Annotated in this window: 18 protein-coding genes; 10 read left to right on the top strand and 8 right to left on the bottom strand. The window is 62.0% G+C overall.

Going from position 1 to position 15,572, the window contains the following annotated elements:
* Nucleotide 1: 1 nt before the first annotated feature.
* The 5 genes from GKIL_RS15620 (at nt 2) to GKIL_RS15640 (ending at nt 1,749) form a co-directional block, all read left to right on the top strand.
* Nucleotides 2-982 carry a photosynthesis system II assembly factor Ycf48 gene (locus GKIL_RS15620; RefSeq protein WP_023174711.1) on the top strand — a complete coding sequence of 327 codons (981 nt, stop codon included), beginning with the start codon at nt 2-4 and terminating at the stop codon, nt 980-982.
* Between the two features lie 76 nt (nt 983-1,058).
* Complete coding sequence (gene psbE, locus GKIL_RS15625) at nt 1,059-1,316, top strand: cytochrome b559 subunit alpha (RefSeq protein ID WP_023174712.1); 258 nt, start codon at nt 1,059-1,061, stop codon at nt 1,314-1,316.
* A gap of 27 nt (nt 1,317-1,343) precedes the next feature.
* Nucleotides 1,344-1,496, top strand: coding sequence for a cytochrome b559 subunit beta (gene psbF / locus GKIL_RS15630; RefSeq protein ID WP_023174713.1), 153 nt, complete (start codon nt 1,344-1,346; stop codon nt 1,494-1,496).
* A 15-nt stretch (nt 1,497-1,511) separates the two neighbouring features.
* On the top strand, nt 1,512-1,625 hold the full coding sequence (gene psbL, locus GKIL_RS15635) for a photosystem II reaction center protein PsbL (protein ID WP_023174714.1): 114 nt from the start codon (nt 1,512-1,514) through the stop codon (nt 1,623-1,625).
* A gap of 13 nt (nt 1,626-1,638) precedes the next feature.
* On the top strand, nt 1,639-1,749 hold the full coding sequence (locus GKIL_RS15640; protein ID WP_023174715.1) for a photosystem II reaction center protein J: 111 nt from the start codon (nt 1,639-1,641) through the stop codon (nt 1,747-1,749).
* A 27-nt stretch (nt 1,750-1,776) separates the two neighbouring features.
* On the opposite strand, the gene GKIL_RS15645 is transcribed toward GKIL_RS15640, so the two are convergent.
* Nucleotides 1,777-2,823 (bottom strand): hypothetical protein, encoded by a 1,047-nt coding sequence (locus GKIL_RS15645; protein ID WP_023174716.1) that lies wholly within the window; start codon nt 2,821-2,823, stop codon nt 1,777-1,779.
* Nucleotides 2,824-2,968: 145 nt separating this feature from the next.
* On the opposite strand from GKIL_RS15645, the gene GKIL_RS15650 reads away from it, so the two are divergent.
* A complete protein-coding gene (locus tag GKIL_RS15650; RefSeq protein ID WP_187293828.1) occupies nt 2,969-3,889 on the top strand; it encodes a substrate-binding domain-containing protein in 921 nt (306 codons plus the stop codon).
* 6 nt (nt 3,890-3,895) lie between these two features.
* Here GKIL_RS15650 and GKIL_RS15655 read toward each other — a convergent pair whose 3' ends face one another.
* The 5 genes from GKIL_RS15655 to GKIL_RS15675 all read right to left on the bottom strand — a co-directional run bounded on the left by GKIL_RS15655 (nt 3,896) and on the right by GKIL_RS15675 (nt 7,738).
* Entirely contained in the window at nt 3,896-4,651 is a 756-nt protein-coding gene (locus tag GKIL_RS15655) for a thioesterase II family protein (protein WP_023174718.1), read from the bottom strand.
* 38 nt (nt 4,652-4,689) lie between these two features.
* The gene (locus GKIL_RS15660; protein ID WP_023174719.1) at nt 4,690-5,919 is read right to left on the bottom strand and encodes a glycine zipper 2TM domain-containing protein; all 1,230 of its coding nucleotides are present in this window, start codon (nt 5,917-5,919) and stop codon (nt 4,690-4,692) included.
* 78 nt (nt 5,920-5,997) lie between these two features.
* Nucleotides 5,998-6,708, bottom strand: coding sequence for a response regulator transcription factor (locus tag GKIL_RS15665; RefSeq protein ID WP_041243999.1), 711 nt, complete (start codon nt 6,706-6,708; stop codon nt 5,998-6,000).
* Between the two features lie 47 nt (nt 6,709-6,755).
* On the bottom strand, nt 6,756-7,424 hold the full coding sequence (gene upp, locus GKIL_RS15670) for a uracil phosphoribosyltransferase (RefSeq protein WP_023174721.1): 669 nt from the start codon (nt 7,422-7,424) through the stop codon (nt 6,756-6,758).
* Nucleotides 7,424-7,738, bottom strand: coding sequence for a DUF3155 domain-containing protein (locus GKIL_RS15675; RefSeq protein ID WP_023174722.1), 315 nt, complete (start codon nt 7,736-7,738; stop codon nt 7,424-7,426). Before GKIL_RS15675 ends, upp begins: the two co-directional genes overlap by 1 nt.
* Nucleotides 7,739-8,001: 263 nt before the next feature.
* Here GKIL_RS15675 and GKIL_RS15685 point away from each other — a divergent pair, with 263 nt between their 5' ends.
* Both GKIL_RS15685 and GKIL_RS23745 read left to right on the top strand, forming a co-directional pair.
* Complete coding sequence (locus GKIL_RS15685; RefSeq protein ID WP_023174724.1) at nt 8,002-9,690, top strand: hypothetical protein; 1,689 nt, start codon at nt 8,002-8,004, stop codon at nt 9,688-9,690.
* Between the two features lie 87 nt (nt 9,691-9,777).
* On the top strand, nt 9,778-10,161 hold the full coding sequence (locus GKIL_RS23745) for a DUF6130 family protein (RefSeq protein WP_023174725.1): 384 nt from the start codon (nt 9,778-9,780) through the stop codon (nt 10,159-10,161).
* 31 nt (nt 10,162-10,192) lie between these two features.
* On the opposite strand, the gene GKIL_RS15695 is transcribed toward GKIL_RS23745, so the two are convergent.
* Nucleotides 10,193-11,626 (bottom strand): M20/M25/M40 family metallo-hydrolase, encoded by a 1,434-nt coding sequence (locus GKIL_RS15695; protein WP_023174726.1) that lies wholly within the window; start codon nt 11,624-11,626, stop codon nt 10,193-10,195.
* Between the two features lie 3 nt (nt 11,627-11,629).
* Nucleotides 11,630-12,979, bottom strand: coding sequence for an acetyl-CoA carboxylase biotin carboxylase subunit (accC, locus tag GKIL_RS15700; protein ID WP_023174727.1), 1,350 nt, complete (start codon nt 12,977-12,979; stop codon nt 11,630-11,632).
* A 225-nt stretch (nt 12,980-13,204) separates the two neighbouring features.
* Between accC and GKIL_RS15705 the strand changes: the two genes are divergently transcribed.
* Both GKIL_RS15705 and GKIL_RS22860 read left to right on the top strand, forming a co-directional pair.
* Complete coding sequence (locus tag GKIL_RS15705) at nt 13,205-15,067, top strand: hybrid sensor histidine kinase/response regulator (protein WP_023174728.1); 1,863 nt, start codon at nt 13,205-13,207, stop codon at nt 15,065-15,067.
* 52 nt (nt 15,068-15,119) lie between these two features.
* Entirely contained in the window at nt 15,120-15,572 is a 453-nt protein-coding gene (locus tag GKIL_RS22860; protein WP_023174729.1) for a tellurite resistance TerB family protein, read from the top strand.

The raw sequence follows: 15,572 nt of genomic DNA on the forward strand, positions 1-15,572 counted from the left end.
CATGGGCAAAGGTCGCGGACTAGGACTGGGGTTGGGACTGGGACTGCTGCTGTTGCTGGCAGGGTGTGGTGCTCCCTCCCTCGATCACCACGAGTGGAAGGCAGTATCGCCAAAACTGGACAACCGGCCAGATCTGACCGATGTTGCGTTCATCGATGACAAGAATGGCTGGGTCGTGGGCAGCAAATCGACCCTGCTGCGCACCGAGGATGGCGGCGAGACCTGGAAGGCGGGCACCGTCCGGCTCGACTCCGATTCGCGCTTTGTCTCGGTAAGCTTCAGCGGACCGGAAGGCTGGCTGGGCGGCGAGCCCCGGCGACTGTTGCATACTGTCGATGGCGGCAAAAGCTGGAGCACGATCAGCCTCGATCGGCGCATCCCCGGCAACCCGATCAAAGTCTCTGCCCTCGGTCCCGGCACCGCCGAGGTGGTGCTCGACGCCGGTCTGGTGCTCAAGACCGTCAACGGCGGCAAGAACTGGAAGTTGCTCACCCCGGCTTCGGCGGGCGGCATCAGAAGTGCCCAGCGGATGCCCGACGGCTCCTACTGGGTCGTCTCGACGCGCGGCGGCTCCTACCTGCAGTGGAAGCCCGGCGATCCGCAGTGGACCAACTACGAGCGCACCAGTTCGCGCCGCATCCAGAGCATGGGCTTCAGCGACGAGCTTCACGGCTGGATGATCAACCAGGGCGGCGAGATGCAGGTAAGCAGCGACGGCGGCAAGAGCTGGACCCCCAGCCGCTCGGTCATCCTTAACGGCATCGGTCTGCTCGACGCCGACTACATCCCAGGTGGTGCCAGACTCTGGGCGGTGGGCGGCAACGGCACCCTCATCGTCAGCGCCGACGGCGGCAAGAGCTGGCAGGGAGACGATCTGCCCGATGTCAAGACCAACCTGCTCAACGTCGCCTTTATCGGCGACAAAGGCTTTGTCCTCGGCCAGAACGGCCTGCTCCTCAAGTACCAGCCGCCCGCCAAATGAAAATGTTGTTGTTCTGTGTAATGTTACGTATCATTGTGTAAAATTGCAGCTGTAAGCCGTGGGAGGCTCTTATCTTATGTCTGGATCGCGCAGCACGGGCGAACGCCCTTTCTCCGACATCATCACCAGCACCCGTTACTGGATCATTCATATACCGGCGCTGACAATTTTGTTTGCCAGCGGCTTTTTGTTCGTCTCGACGGGTCTGGCCTACGACGTGTTCGGTACGCCGCGTCCCGACGAGTACTACAACTCCGACGGCAGCAAGAAGCCTCTGGTCAACAAGCGCTTCGAGGCCAAGCAGGTTCTCGACGAAGGGACCAAGAACAAATAGTTTTGCTTTTGCAGGGAGAACCGTTCCATGACTTCTTCAAATCGTCCCACAAGCGGCAGTGGTCCTCAGGTGGTCTCCTACCCGGTCTTTACTGTGCGCTGGCTGGCTGTCCACGCCCTGGCCGTACCCACGATCTTCTTTTTGGGTGCCCTCGCCGCCATGCAGTTCATCCAGAGATAAGTAGGAGAAATTCCCGTGTCCAAAGATCCGAGAAATCCTGGCGTTGAACTGAACCGCACTTCCCTTTACATGGGCCTGGTGCTGGTACTGGTCATCATTCTTTTGTTCTCCAACTATTTCCTCAACTAACGGGAGCACGACGATGCCGAACCGCATTCCTCTCTGGCTGGTAGGCGTGATGGCCGGTCTGGGCGTCATTGCCATCCTTGGCATCTTCTTCTACGGCGCTTACACCGGCGTCGGCGCTGCGTAAGCAGCCTGCACCGCAGCCATAGCGCTTCTAACCCTTGCAGGAATGGGTGCGGACGCGATTGGCCACCTGTTCGACTTGATCTGGGTTTACGAGCCGTTCCTGGGGTTCCACAGTCCCGTAGCCGCCGTACTTCTCTATAGAGAAGTTGTTCGGTATGTGGCCACGGCTACCCTCGCCGGAGGTATGACCAGAAAAAGAACTGGCGTAGTACGTCTCTACATATTTTGTGCTGGCCGTCTCGGTCTGTATCTTCGGTTCTGATCGCGTTGGTCCCCCAAACAGAATGTTCTTGTCACTGTCATTCACTGGTGAAAGCCCGAGCATCCGCCCCAGTTGAAATTCGCTCTGCTGCTTTAGCTCGCCCGGATGACGCCAGCGGTAGCCATCCTGCACTGCGCCACCGGCATCAAACTTCGTGACGATGCGGACAATCTGCTGTCCATTCGCCTCGTCGCTGATATAGGGGCCAAAGGCCGTAGCATCTACCAGCGCGTCGATGCGGACATCGGCCTGCTCCGGTTGCTCGACGAGTGCTAGAACTGGCGGCAACTTGTCATCCCGGCGCGAGATAAAAGTGTTCCAGGCGGCGATGCCCTGTTTGATACCTTCGAGGCTGCTCGGGACGATTTTTTCATCCGGCTGGTCCACGTGGGCGACTGGAACATAGACCTTGACCGGATAGCAGTCGGCCAGAAAGGGTCCAATCTGGGCGCGCAGGCGAAACTCCGCCGCGTAGGGCTGAGCGCCGGGAGGAGCGGCAAACGCCGGAATGGCTACCAGTGCTTCCTCGATCGACTTGCGCACCGCCTCGCTGGTGCCGATCTTGGGACTTACCTGAATGTCGGAGCTGACCAGTTTGCCGTCAGCGCCGATATTGGCGGTAACGTCGATGGTCGTCGTGCGCTCCACAAAAGGAATCTTCCAGCGGCTGAGCACAGCGTTGCGCACCGAGGCGTTGTAGGTAGATAGTTCAGAAAAAGAAGGGCGGGAGGCGGTCTTTGGTCCAGCGCCCTGAGCAAAAACGGGGCCAATCAGCAAGCAGGCGGACAGCAGGAAGAGCAGACGGTTTTTCATGGGGTTTCGTCCAACGTGGATGGGTAGGACGAGTCTACTGCTTTTTTTCTCATCGAACCGGCAGCTGCACTCTTGAACACAATTTTTCACAGCGCCTGGGTCGCCTTCTGGTAGATTTATCACGCAGCGGCGAGGAGGAACGCATTTGAGTGGCAGGCGTTGGTGGTGGATGGTGCTCTGGTTTGCTCTTCTTGCTGCAGGCTGTGGCCAGGGAGGTTCCCAGTCGGGCAACGAGCCGGTGGTCGGAGTGTCGCTTCTTACTCGCCAGGACGCTTTTTATCGCGAACTGGAGCGCGGTCTGCGCGAAGAAGCCGCCAGACAAAAGCTGACCCTGCGCCTGGACGCTGGAGAATTTGACCTCGCCCGCCAGCAGAGCCAGCTTGAAAATTACACCGTCCAGAAAGTCGCGGCGATCGTCGTCTGTCCCACCGATTCTCAGGGCATCGGCCCGGCGATTGCCCGCGCCAATCAGGCGAAGATTCCGGTCTTTACCGCCGACATCCGCGCCAAAGATGGCCAGGTGGTCTCCCACATCGCCTCCGACAACAAGGCGGGCGGGCGACTCGCAGGCGAGTACATCGCCAGGCGGCTCACCGGCAAAGGCTGGGTGGCAATTATCGATCAGCCCTACATCCAGTCGGTGATCGAGCGGGTGGAGGGTTTTGAGCAGGCACTCAAAGCCTATCCGGGTATCCGGATCGTGGCCCGGCTGACCGGCGACGGCGTGCGCGACCGCTCGCTCAAGGCAACCGAGGATCTGCTGCAGGCCCAGCGCAAACTTGACGCCGTCTTTGCCATCAACGACGAATCGGCCTTCGGTGTCCTCTCGGCTCTGGAAGCCGCAGGACGCAAGAATGTCTTCGTCGTCGGCTACGACGCCTCCGAGGAGGCCCGCAACTTAATCAATAAGGGCGACTCTCCCCTGGTGGCCGATGTTGCCCAAGATCCCTACCAGATAGGCCAGCGGACGATCCAGGCCGTCAGCGATTATCTGGCGAAAAAACCGGTCCCGCCCCTCATCCCCGTGCCGGTCAAACTCGTCGAGCGCTCAACTGCCGCTCCATAAGGACATTTAACCGTCCACAGGTTGCAGGGCACTGGCGATTTCGGCGAGCAGTCTAACGTGTTGCGTGCTCAAGAAGAAGTGATCGCCCGGCAGTATGTGCAGCTTAAATTCAGCAGTGGTTTGAACGCGCCAGGCCACCAGTTCCGCTTCGCCAATCGTGTCCGCTTCGCCGCCGAAGACGGTGATCGGGCAGCCCAGGGGCGGCTGGTGGTTGTAGGTATAGGTGTCGAGCACGGTGAAATCGGCGCGCAAGGCCGGTAGCAACAGTTGCATCAGCTCGGCGTTGGCGAGGATCGCTTCGGGTGTACCGTTCAATCGGCGCAATTTTGCTAAAAATTCAGGCTCCGGCAGGTTGTAGGTGGAGGCGTCGGTGCGGGGCAGTTGCGGTGCCCGGCTGGCGGAGACAAAGAGCACCAGCGGCAGGGGCGCGTTCAACTTGCGAAACTGGCGGGCCAGTTCAAAGGCGGTCAGCGCTCCAAGGCTATGGCCAAAAAGGGCATAAGGGCGGTCCAGAAACCCCAAAAGAGCCTGGGCGGCTGCTTCGACCAGGGGCTCCATCCGTATAAAAGGCGCTTCCTGCAGGCGCGTGCCCCGGCCCGGCAGCTGGAGGGCGCTCACTTCGATGCTCGCAGGCAAAAAAGCGGGCCAGTCGCGAAAGACAATCGGACTGCCGCCCGCGTAAGGCAGGCAAAAAAGCCGAAGTGCCGCTCGGGGGTTGGACTTCGGTACTTGAAGCCAGCGGCTGGCAGGCTTGTTAGACATGGCAGCGATCGTAGCAGGCAGCGGACGCTCTGCAGGTATCAGTAGTTGCCGATGGTCAGATCATCGACCAGTTGGGGATTGATCGTGCCCTGGGGAATGACGACGGTGGTGCGCACCTGGGGCCGCGAGAGCGATCCGCCCAGGAAACTGCCCAGAAGACCGCCCAGAAGACCGCCCCACAGACCACCCCAGCGCCGATCGACCGAGCCGCCAAGAATCGAGCCGCCGACGCCGCCCACGACGCCGCCGATCGCCATACCGGTGCCCATGTCGCCGCCGGAGCGGCTCACCTGAGACGGATAGACCGGCGAGACCGCCCGAATTGCGTACTGGCGGTTGTTGATTGTCAGCTCGCGCAGGGTGAGGCGGGCACCGCTCGGGGTCGGTTCGACCGTGCCGCGCACCCGGCTGCCGCCGGGCACCACCAGATCGCCCTCGTCGCTCAGGATGTCCTGCAGGACGACCGCCTGAAAGGCGACGGGCTGATCGCCGCTGACGATCACCTCGCGGTCGAGCAGCACCGGAATCGGGCTACCGGCGCGCAGGACGCTCACCCGCGTATTAAAAGGACGAGAGCCGTTATTTGCATCGGCGAGGGCCGGGGTCGAAGCGCCGGAGGTATCGCCCCTGGCGGGGTCGGCTACTTTCTGGCCGGGATAGATCGGATCGCCAATCACCGCCAGATCCCCCAGCGAAGCGGACCTGCCCTTTGGCGGAGCCGATCTGGCCGGGCGGGGAGCCGGAGGGGTGCGCGCCGGGGGCGCATCGATCGGATCGCCCAGCACCGGAATGTTTTCGTCGTCGCTGCGGTTGGCGATCGGCTCAGAGGCGGCGATGAGGGGCGATCTTTTGGCCGGACCGCGCACGCTCGTCAGGTCGATCTTGGCGAGCATCTCCGGATCGCCGTCGCGCTGCAGCCGGGACGCTACAGCCGGAGCGATCGATCCTTCGTAGGGGTTGGGTTTGTTGAGCAGGTAGGCGCGCAGCGTCACCTTCTGCAAGCCGGGTTCACTCGATTCGAGCAGGCTCGCCATCTGCAGCAGTGCCAGTTTTAGCTCGTCGGTGTTTGGAAAAATCTGTTCGGAGAGGATCGTCAGGCGCGAAGCATTGCGCTGAAGCTCAAACCTGGAACCCACCAGGCCCGAGCGGTCGATCGCCTCGCGCAACTGCTGGGTCGAAGCGGCCAGTAGGGGCAGCCCCTGGCAGAGGGTGAGACACATACTGAGGGCAAGGGCCACGCCGCACCGCCACCTCGTCGCGCTACCCATCGCCGGACTCCCTGCTGAAGCTCGAATGTACAACCATTTTAGACTTGTCAGGCAGGAGCAGGTTCCAGCAAGTTGTCCTCAGGTGCCGCGCACCGGATCGCGCCCGAGATGGTTGCGATTGATCTGATCGGGGCGCAAGATGCCAAACTCTAAGGCCCGGCGCACGCAGAGCGTGCGGGTGCGCCGCAGTTGGCCCTCGTCTACCCCCGGCTCAGAGAGAATCTTGGCCATCAGCGACTTGACGTGGGAGGCGACCGTCGAGGGGGCGACCACCAGTTTTTGGGCAATTTCGCCGTTTTCGAGACCGAGGGCCATGTAGCGCAGGACGATGCGCTCGCGGGGCGTGAGCTTGGGAGCGTCAAATTTGAGTGGACGGCCCACACCCTGGGCAGCGTGGCGGATCGCCTCGATGCGCTCCTGGGGTGTGGCGGTCTTGAGCAGATAGTCGTAGATCACGCGGGGCTTGCAATCGACGAACGGCTGGGCAGCTACCAGCCCGGAGCGGTCCTGGTGACCGGTCATGACGATGAGCCGCGTCGGCCAGCCACCGCCACGGATAGCGCGGGCGATCTGGATGCCGCCCAGGTATTCTGCCGCCTCGCCGACGGCGCGGGGCAATTCGAGATCGACCAGGGCGACCTGGGGCTGGTGGTCGCGAATCGCCGTCAACGCTTCGGCGATCGTCTGAGCCTGGGCGACAAGCCGGATGTCAGGACAGTTACCCAAATAGGCCGCTGCACCTAGCAGCACATCCGGGTGATCATCGACAACGACAACGCGGATTGACATTGCATCACCGAACGGAATATTGGACCTATAGTAGCAGGCTGGGACTGTCATCCTACCCCTGGGGGATAGGCGGTGCCGAAGGCTCTATCCCCAGCGTCTCCGAGGCCCGGCACGATGAAGCCGCGCTCGTCGAGGGCTTCGTCGATCATCGCCGTGTAGATGACCAGCGATGGGTAACGTCCTCCCAGCTTTTGCAGGGCCGCAGGCGCACAGATGATCGAGAGAATCCGCACCAGCGCCGGGTCCACGCCGCGCTCGATGAGTTTTGCCATCGCCGCCAGGCTCGTGCCGCCGGTGGCGAGCATCGGCTCCAGCACCAGTACCCGCGTCTGGGGAGCGAAGCGCTCCGGCAATCGGTCAAGATAACAATTTGCCTCCAGCGTCTCCTCGTCGCGGGCATAGCCGAGGTGATAGACCGGCGCTGCAGGCAGCAGGGGCAGCACCCCATCGAGCAGCGCCAGCCCGGCCCGCAGAATCGGCACGATCGCCACCGGCGCATTCGCGTCGATAATTCGGGCAGCGGCGATCACCTCCAGCGGCGTGCGTACCCCGACTTCGAGCGTCGGCAGCCAGTCGCGGACGCACTCGTAGGTGAGCCAGCGACCCAGATCGGCCACAGCAGAACGAAAGATCGGAACTGGCGTGGCGCTGTCGCGGCAGACCGCGAGCAGATTGGCAATAAACGGATGGGGAGGAACGTGGATAGTAAGAGCCATCAGGCGACCGAATCGCCCTGGGCCTCGGCTGTAAGCCGGACACGCAGCATCTCAAGGGAGGGAAACATAAAGTGGTGCTCCTCGACGTACTGGGCACTGAATAAGCCCTTGAAGCCCCAAAAAAAGCGCTCCTGATTTCGCTCGGAGCGCTGAACGACGACGATTGCCGGTGGCTGGATACTGTGCGCCTCGATAAACTTGCGCGCCGCCGTCACCGACTTTTCATCGCCGCATTCCAACCCGAAGCGCGGCACCAGATCGAGGATGCGCTTGCCCTCCAGGCGACGAGGATTGACACGCTTGCGTCTGGCCAAGCTGTTATCTCCTTACGAGGTTGAGCAGGACGGGGAGGAAAGCAGCAAAGAGTATACCGGCTCCGGCCAGGTGGGCAAAGGGAACTTTACAAAATAATGTGAGGCGCGGGCTTCGCCCTCCCAAAACGTGGACGATAGTGGCTGGAAGCTGCATTGCAAAAAACGCAGGACCGCCACGAAGGGCGTTAAATGTGTACATAGTGAACCCTAGAGCTTTCTGCAGCAGCATTTCCAGACTCCCCACACAAAGGAGCAGCACTTCCATGCTGGACAACGATTGGACCGCAGGCCCCGAAGATGACGAAGAAGAAGATGGCGGCCTGTTTGGCCAGCTTGCAGACTGGGCTGGCGATCAAGTAGAGGCGGTCTCCGATGGCCTGGGCGACCTGGGCGAAGGGGCGATGGACCTGGCAGGTGACGCGCTGAGCGGTATGAGCGATCTCGCCGGTTCCGCCATAGAAGAGGTAGGCGACGCTACCGGCTGGCAGGAGTTGAGTGATTTTGGCAGCGGCGTCGAAGCTGCGGGCGACGCGCTGGACCAGCAGTGGGACGAAGACGGCGCTCTGCTGAACGCTCAACTGGACGGCTTTGGTGAGCAGGCAGATGCGACTATCGGCGGTGCCGGTGATTGGGCGGATGCGCAGGTTGACGGAGCGTTCGACAGCGCAATCGATCTGGGTGTGGATCTGGCGGCGGGTGCAATTGACCTGGCCCAGGACGGTGCCCAGGCGTTCGTCCAGTACGGTGATCCGGCAGCGGACTGGCTGGGCGACCAGATCGAAGGGGGCCTCGATACAGCAGGCGATCTGGTAAGTGGAGGCGCGGACCTGCTGGGCGATCTGGGTGGCGGTCTGCTTTCAGGAGCGGGCAGTCTGCTCTCAGATATCGGCGATCTCAGTGGCCTCGATGGAATAAGCGATCTGGGCCACGATGTCCAGGACACCGGCCAGCAGCTGGATCAGGGGCTCGACGCGCTGGGCGAGCAGGCCAATGACAGCCTCGATGCGCTCGGGGCCGCCGCCGACTACGTGCTCGACAATCCCCTCGGGCTCATCGACACCGACAACGACGGCTCGGCCCTGGACAACATCATGGGTTGGGGCGGCTCGCTCATCGACGACGGCCTTTCGTGGATGAGCGGCGGTGCCATCGCCACTGACCTCGGAGCCTTTGGCGAACAGCTGGGCGAGTTGACCTCCGACGCTCTGGGCACGCGCGGCGAACAGACCAGCCCAGAGGCAGACGAGGCCGCCCGCCAGGCAACACTCGAAAACGATCCCAGCCAGTACCAGACGATCGAGCTGCGCAGCGAGTACTACGACTCGATGCAGGATGTCTTGAGCCAGACGGAGAACCTGCAGGATGTCCAGTTTTTCGGCGCGGCAAGTGCCGTCACCAACAAGTTTGGTGTCGGCGTGATCGAACAGCTGCCCGAAGATCTGCTGGACCTGCACACCCCCGAAACCGAAAGATTTCTCATGCAGGTAAATACTGATCTTTTCGAGGGCAACATGGGTGTGCTCAACCGGACCCTCACCAACGGCTATCCTACCGACCCCCTCAACCCCGACTCGAGCGAACCGCTCTCAGGTTTGGACTTCGACCTGCAGATGGTGAAGTTTGAGCAGGGCAGGGTCGAGGACAACCTCGACACCTATCGTCAAACCCACACTCCCGAAGAGTATGCTGCCCTCTGCGCAAATATCGACGCGGACTTGAACCTGGATGGCCCGGTGCGTCAGATCGGCGCACGATCCGGATTGGCCGACCCGGCCATCGCCGCCGCCCGTCAAGCCCTCCACCTCAAAGACGGCGAGAGGCTCAGCTTTGCCAACCAGGAACACCGTATGGCCATCGGTCGCGCCAAGGTCTTCGCCGCCCACAACCGCAGTCCCGAAGAACTGGCGGCCTACGTCGCTCAGCAGCGCCCTGCCGTTCCTGATGCCGATTAGTTGCTCACTGACCAGGACCGGCATTGCTCGGGATGTTTTTTGAGCAAAGATTGGCTATTCTCTACAGGACGCTTTCTATTCGATGTGATGAACGCCCCCAACCAGAATGCCGGAGAGGTCCGCGATCCATCGCCACTCATCGCTATCGAAAACGAAGCACCGGCCAGGCTGATCGTTGATCCGCCGCTTGCTGGACCGCTCGCTCAGGGCCGCGTATTCATCCAGTATCGGACGGAGAATTTGCGTGTATTGCCGGTGTTCGGCGCAGGCGCTCTCGATGTCTCGCCGCGTATCGGTCATGTTCACATCACCGTCGATGACGCGCCATGGCACTTCATCGATACCAGCGGCGAGACAGTGGTTCTGGTGGGCCTGGAGCCTGGCCCGCACAGGGTTCTTTTTGAGCTGGCCGACCCCACACACAAAGTGATTACCAGCGAGACGGTGACCTTTACAGTACCCGCTCGTTAGAGCAGGGCTGGAGCGCCACCAGGCTCGCCCCTCAGCGGGGAGTAGGTTTCGGAAAGCTGACCAGGCTCGCGTGGCCATTGCTGTCGAGCGACTGGACGCCAAAGAAGTAGTTGTCCTTTGAAAGATTGGGCAGGGTGAAGCTGGTGGCGGTACCAGTGGACTGGACGTGGTTCCAGAAGGGGGCGGTCGTCTCCCGCCAGACCACCTGATAGCCCACTGCGCCGGGTACAGCCTGCCACTGCAGCTTCGTATCGTTGCTGAGGCTGCTGTCGATCGTGACGGCTTTGGGAGCGGCGGGGGCCAGGGCGAGGGAGGCGAGGGCAACGGCGTTGACCCGCGCCACCTGGGCGACGTAGTTAAAGTCTACGAACTGGGGCAGATCGCCGTACTGGATGCCGTCTTTGGTGCGCAGGCGCTGGTGCTGGTGGCGGTAGTCCTCCAGCCACTCGGTAAAGCGCACCGCCGGATAGCCGTTCTGCAAAAACGGAATGTGATCGCCTCCCCTTGAGTAGCGGTCCCGCCGCCAGATGGGCTCGACGGTGATCCCCGGTACCGTGCGGCCTGCCACCTCCTGAATGTAGCGGGCCAACTGCCGCGAGGGCGCGTCGTTCTCGCCGCCCACCGAGCGGCGCACCTTTGCCTGCGCTTCGCTCTCGTCGCTGGGCACCCCTTCGGAGAAGACCCGAAGGGCCGGTGGGCCGGTGCGCCCGGCGCTGCTGCCCACGATGTCGTTGGTGATCATCCCTTCGATCTGGGCACCCTGGGCGCGGTACTGCTCTGCCAGGTGCGCCGAACCGTACAATCCCTGCTCCTCGCCCACGACCGCCGCAAAGACGATCGTGGCGGGGAAGCGCTCCTTTGCCATCACTCGCGCCAACTCCAGCACCACCGCCACCCCCGAAGCGTCGTCGTCCGCTCCCGGCGCGTCGCTCGTGGCATCGAGCACATCCTGGGCGCAGACGCACGAGTCGAGGTGGCCGCTCACCACGTAGATCCGGCCTGGATCGCTGGTGCCGGGCAGGACCGCCAGCACGTTCGTCATCTGGGTAGGCACCGGCACCCGCGCTGAGACCGGCTGCACGAACGTATCGAGTTTGACCTCCAGCCGCGCCCCACCCTGGCGGGCGGCGCGCTCGAATTCGGAGTGTACCCAGGCGGTGGCAGGGGCGATCCCCCGATCGGGCGCTGCTTTGGCTGAAAGGGTATGGCGGGTGCCGAAGGAAACGAGCTTGCGAATCGTCGCCTCGATGCGGCTGGCAGAAATCTCGGAAGTGATCTGCTCCAGCTGGGCGTCCTTCGCCGCAGGAGCCGCCTGGGTTGGGGCAGGGGCGAGCCCCAGAAGAACAATCGCTAGCGCCGCCTGCGCGGCCAGCGGGTGAACATTTCGGTTTTGGCCGAGGCGAGCAAATAAAGAATCAAAAGGGCGATACCGGCGAGAAACTGGGGCCACTGGTTCATGGTGCATGGGTTACGGGTTCATCCGGCGCTGGACAAAATTGGTATAGACATCACCGCGCAAGAACCAGGCATTTTCGAGCACCCGCAGGTGAAAGGGAATGGTGGTCGGCACGCCTGTTATCGCGCACTCCTGCAGCGCCCGGCGCATCCGCCGGATCGCCTCCTCGCGGTTGCGGCCCCAGACGATGAGTTTGCCCAGGAGCGAGTCGTAGTTGGCCGGGACCTTGTAGCCCTGATAGAGGTGCGAATCCATCCGCACCCCCGGTCCGCCCGGCGGCAGGTAGGCGCTCACCGTGCCGGGGGTGGGCCGAAAGTCGTTGTCGGGATCTTCGCAGTTGATCCGGCACTCGATGGCATGGCCGCGAAACTGGATGTCGCTCTGCTCGTAACCGAGAGCTTCACCGGCGGCGACGCGAATTTGCTCGGCGATCAAGTCGGTGCTCGTCACCATCTCGGTGACCGGGTGCTCGACCTGGATGCGGGTGTTCATCTCCATAAAGTAGAAGTTGCCGTGCCGGTCCACTAAAAATTCGACCGTGCCCGCACCGACGTACTGGATCGATCGCGCCGCCTGCACCGCCGCCTCTCCCATCCGCTCGCGCAACTCGGCGCTGAGCAGGGGGCTGGGCGATTCTTCGAGCAATTTTTGATGGCGGCGCTGGATCGAGCAGTCGCGCTCGCCGAAGTGGACGACATTGCCGTGTTTGTCGGCGAGGATCTGAAATTCGACGTGGCGGGGTTCTTCTAGGTACTTTTCGATATAGACTCCCCGGTTGCCGAAGGCACTTTCTGCCTCCCGCTGGGCGGTCTGGAGCATCTTGATGAGTTCGCGGCTGTTGCCTGCGATCCGCATTCCCCGGCCACCCCCACCGGCGGTTGCCTTGATGATCACGGGATAGCCAATCTGCTCGGCAACTTTGGTCGCTTCTTTTTCTGATTCGATGAGGCCATCTGAACCGGGCACCGTCGGCACACCGGCGGCGCGCATCGTGTCGCGGGCGGTGGACTTGTCCCCCATCTTGCGGATCGCCTCGGGGGAGGGTCCGATGAAGTTGAGGCCGTGGTCGGTGCAAATTTCAGCGAAGCCGCTGTTTTCAGATAAAAAGCCGTAGCCAGGATGGATCGCGTCGCAGTCCCGGGTGAGGGCCGCTGAAATCAAGTTAGGAACATAGAGATAACTCTTAGCAGGTTGGGCCTCACCGATGCACACCGCCTCGTCGGCCAATTGCACGTGCAGCGACAGGGCGTCTGCGGTCGAGTAGACCGCCACCGTGGAGATGCCCAGCTCATTGCAGGTGCGCAGGATGCGCAGGGCAATCTCGCCCCGGTTGGCAATCAAGATCTTGCGAAAGTAAGCCACAAAAAGGTCCGCCCTGACGGCTGCTTCAGCGGATAATCTTAACACGCGCGGCCTTTCAATTCTGGCGGTATAGACGACCTCCTCCAGTCGGAAGAACCTGCGCGGTCGCTGGCAAGCCGGCTTTCCTACCGGGGCGAGAGGTAAAAAGTAGTCGATGATCCCGAATATAGGAGCGGGGCCGCACCGGTTCGGCTGTCGCTGAGTGCCCCTTAGCAGGAAAGTTCAGTGGACGAGCACGAGCACAGGGATCAAAAACAGCTGGAGGCGCAGATCGAGCAGTACCGCCATGAACTGCAGCGTCTCAAAACGATCGAGAGCCGCTACCTCGCCGCAAACGCCGAATGCGAGCGCCTGAGGGAGCAGCAACAGGCAGCGGCTGAACGATCGACGCTGCTGGGGCGCGCCGCTGCTATTCTCGCGTCCTCGTTTGACTACCAGGCGACGCTGGCGGCGATGGGCCAGCTGGTGGTGAGCTACCTGGCCGATTACTGCATCGTCGATCTGATCGAGGAGGACCGGACGGTGCGCCGTCAGATTATTGCCAACGTCGAACCCAGGACGCTGGAATTGGCCTGGGAAGTCGAGCGGCGCTATCCTTTTGATCCGAACGCGCTCTACGGTCCGCCGCGCGTCGTCCGCACCCGTCTGCCTGAGATCGTGCCGGTGGTGGCGGACTGGGTAGTGGCGGTCTACGCCCAGGACGATGGGCACCTGCAGCTGTTGCGCCGCTTTGGCCTGCGCTCATACCTGTGCGTGCCGCTCATCGCCGGAGAAAAAACCCTCGGTGCTTTGACTTTTGTGCTCGCCCATACCGAGCGCCACTACAACAGCGCCGATTTGACCCTGGCGCAGCAACTGGCGGAGCGGGCAGCCCAGGCGATCGTCAATGCCCGGCTGCACCGGGCCGAACAGACAGCCCGCGCCGAGGCCCAGGCCGCCAACCGGACAAAAGACGAGTTTCTCGCTGCCCTCAGCCACGAACTGCGCACCCCACTCAATTCGATCATCGGCTTCTCGCAGCTGCTGCGGCGGGGGCGCTTCAACCCGGCGGCGATTGCCCGCGCCACCGAGGCCATCGAGCGCAATGGCCGCCTGCAGGCGCAGCTGATCGACGATCTGCTCGATGTCTCCTGCATGTTGCGCGGGCAGATCCAGCTGCAGCGGCAGAACGTCGATCTCAAGGCGATCGTCGAAAATGTTTTAGCTGTCGTGCGCCCAGAAATTCGCAGCCGGGGTCTGACGCTCAAGACGCGCATTGCCCGCCAGTTGCCTGCCGTCGAAGGAGATCCGCGTCGGCTGCGGCAGATCTTCTGGAACTTGATCTCCAATGCGATCAAATTTACGCCGGATGGCGGCAGCATCCTCGTCCAGCTCAAGAGCACCGATGGTCATATCTGCCTGAGTGTCCGCGATACCGGCGTCGGCATCGAAGCGGATTTTCTGCCGCACCTGTTTGAAATTTTTCGGCAGGCAGATGGCACTGCGACCCGCCGCCACGGTGGCCTCGGGCTGGGTTTGAGCCTGGTCCGCCACCTTATCGAGTTGCACGGCGGCAAGATCGAGGTCGAGAGCGCCGGGATCGATCAGGGCAGCTGCTTTACTGTCCGTCTGCCGGAGATAGAAAGCCAGGCAAAAAGCTGCCCGATTCGCCTGCCTGCGGCCAATCCTTCTGCCCTGGCCGGACTGCGGGTGCTGGTCGTCCTTGAACACGCCGCCCTCGCCCACACCCTGCAAAACGCCCTGATTGCCCAGGGAGCGACCGTTCAGCCCGCTGCCTCGATTCAGGAGGCGATGGATTTTATCGAAACCTTCCGGCCCGACATCCTGGTGAGCGATGTTATCTCCCGAGACAACCAGTCGGCGGGCCGCTTCGCGCTGGTGCGCAAGCTCGATGAGCGCGAGGAGTGCTTCTCTGCCCCCGACACCGAATTGAACACCACCTCGATCACCCGTCGGTTGTTATTTGCCGACTTTGCGATCCGGATGGCCCTGCCCCAGCAACCGGACGATCTGGCCCGCGAAGTGATGCGCCTCGCTGGCCGCCCCGCCCCGCCCCTGCCAGGTGAGCAGCCCCATCCGCAAGCGTGACGGATCGGCAGGAACAGGGGACAATTTTGTGCGTGGTACAAGGAGAGTCCCGATGGCAACCTCTGACTTTGACGGCGTCTTTAGTAGCAGTGCAACCATTCCGGACGAGCTGACCTTCAAGGAAGCTGTCCTTGCCATCAGCGCCCTGGTGATGTGGAGCGATGGCCAGATAAAAACCGAGGAACTCGATACGATGTCCGCTTTTTTGATGGACAAGAGCTTCGATATGGAGGCGATGAAGCAGGCCAGCATCAAAGTCAGCCAGATTTACTACGCGGACGGACCGGGGGCGCTCTTTAACGCGGCAAAAAAAGTGCTCAACGCTCCCCAGCGAGAGACTGCCTTCGAGCTTGCGATCAAGACGGCCCTGGCCGACCAGGAAGTGGCCCAGCAAGAAAGAGATTACGTTTCAGCTCTGGCAAAGGCGCTCGATATTCCTGCCAAAATATCCCAGCAGATCATCGCCGAGTACACCGGCGGCAAACCGGAGTTGTTCAACAGCTGA

Origin of the sequence: Gloeobacter kilaueensis JS1, assembly GCF_000484535.1 — a bacterium.
GTDB lineage: Bacteria > Cyanobacteriota > Cyanobacteriia > Gloeobacterales > Gloeobacteraceae > Gloeobacter > Gloeobacter kilaueensis.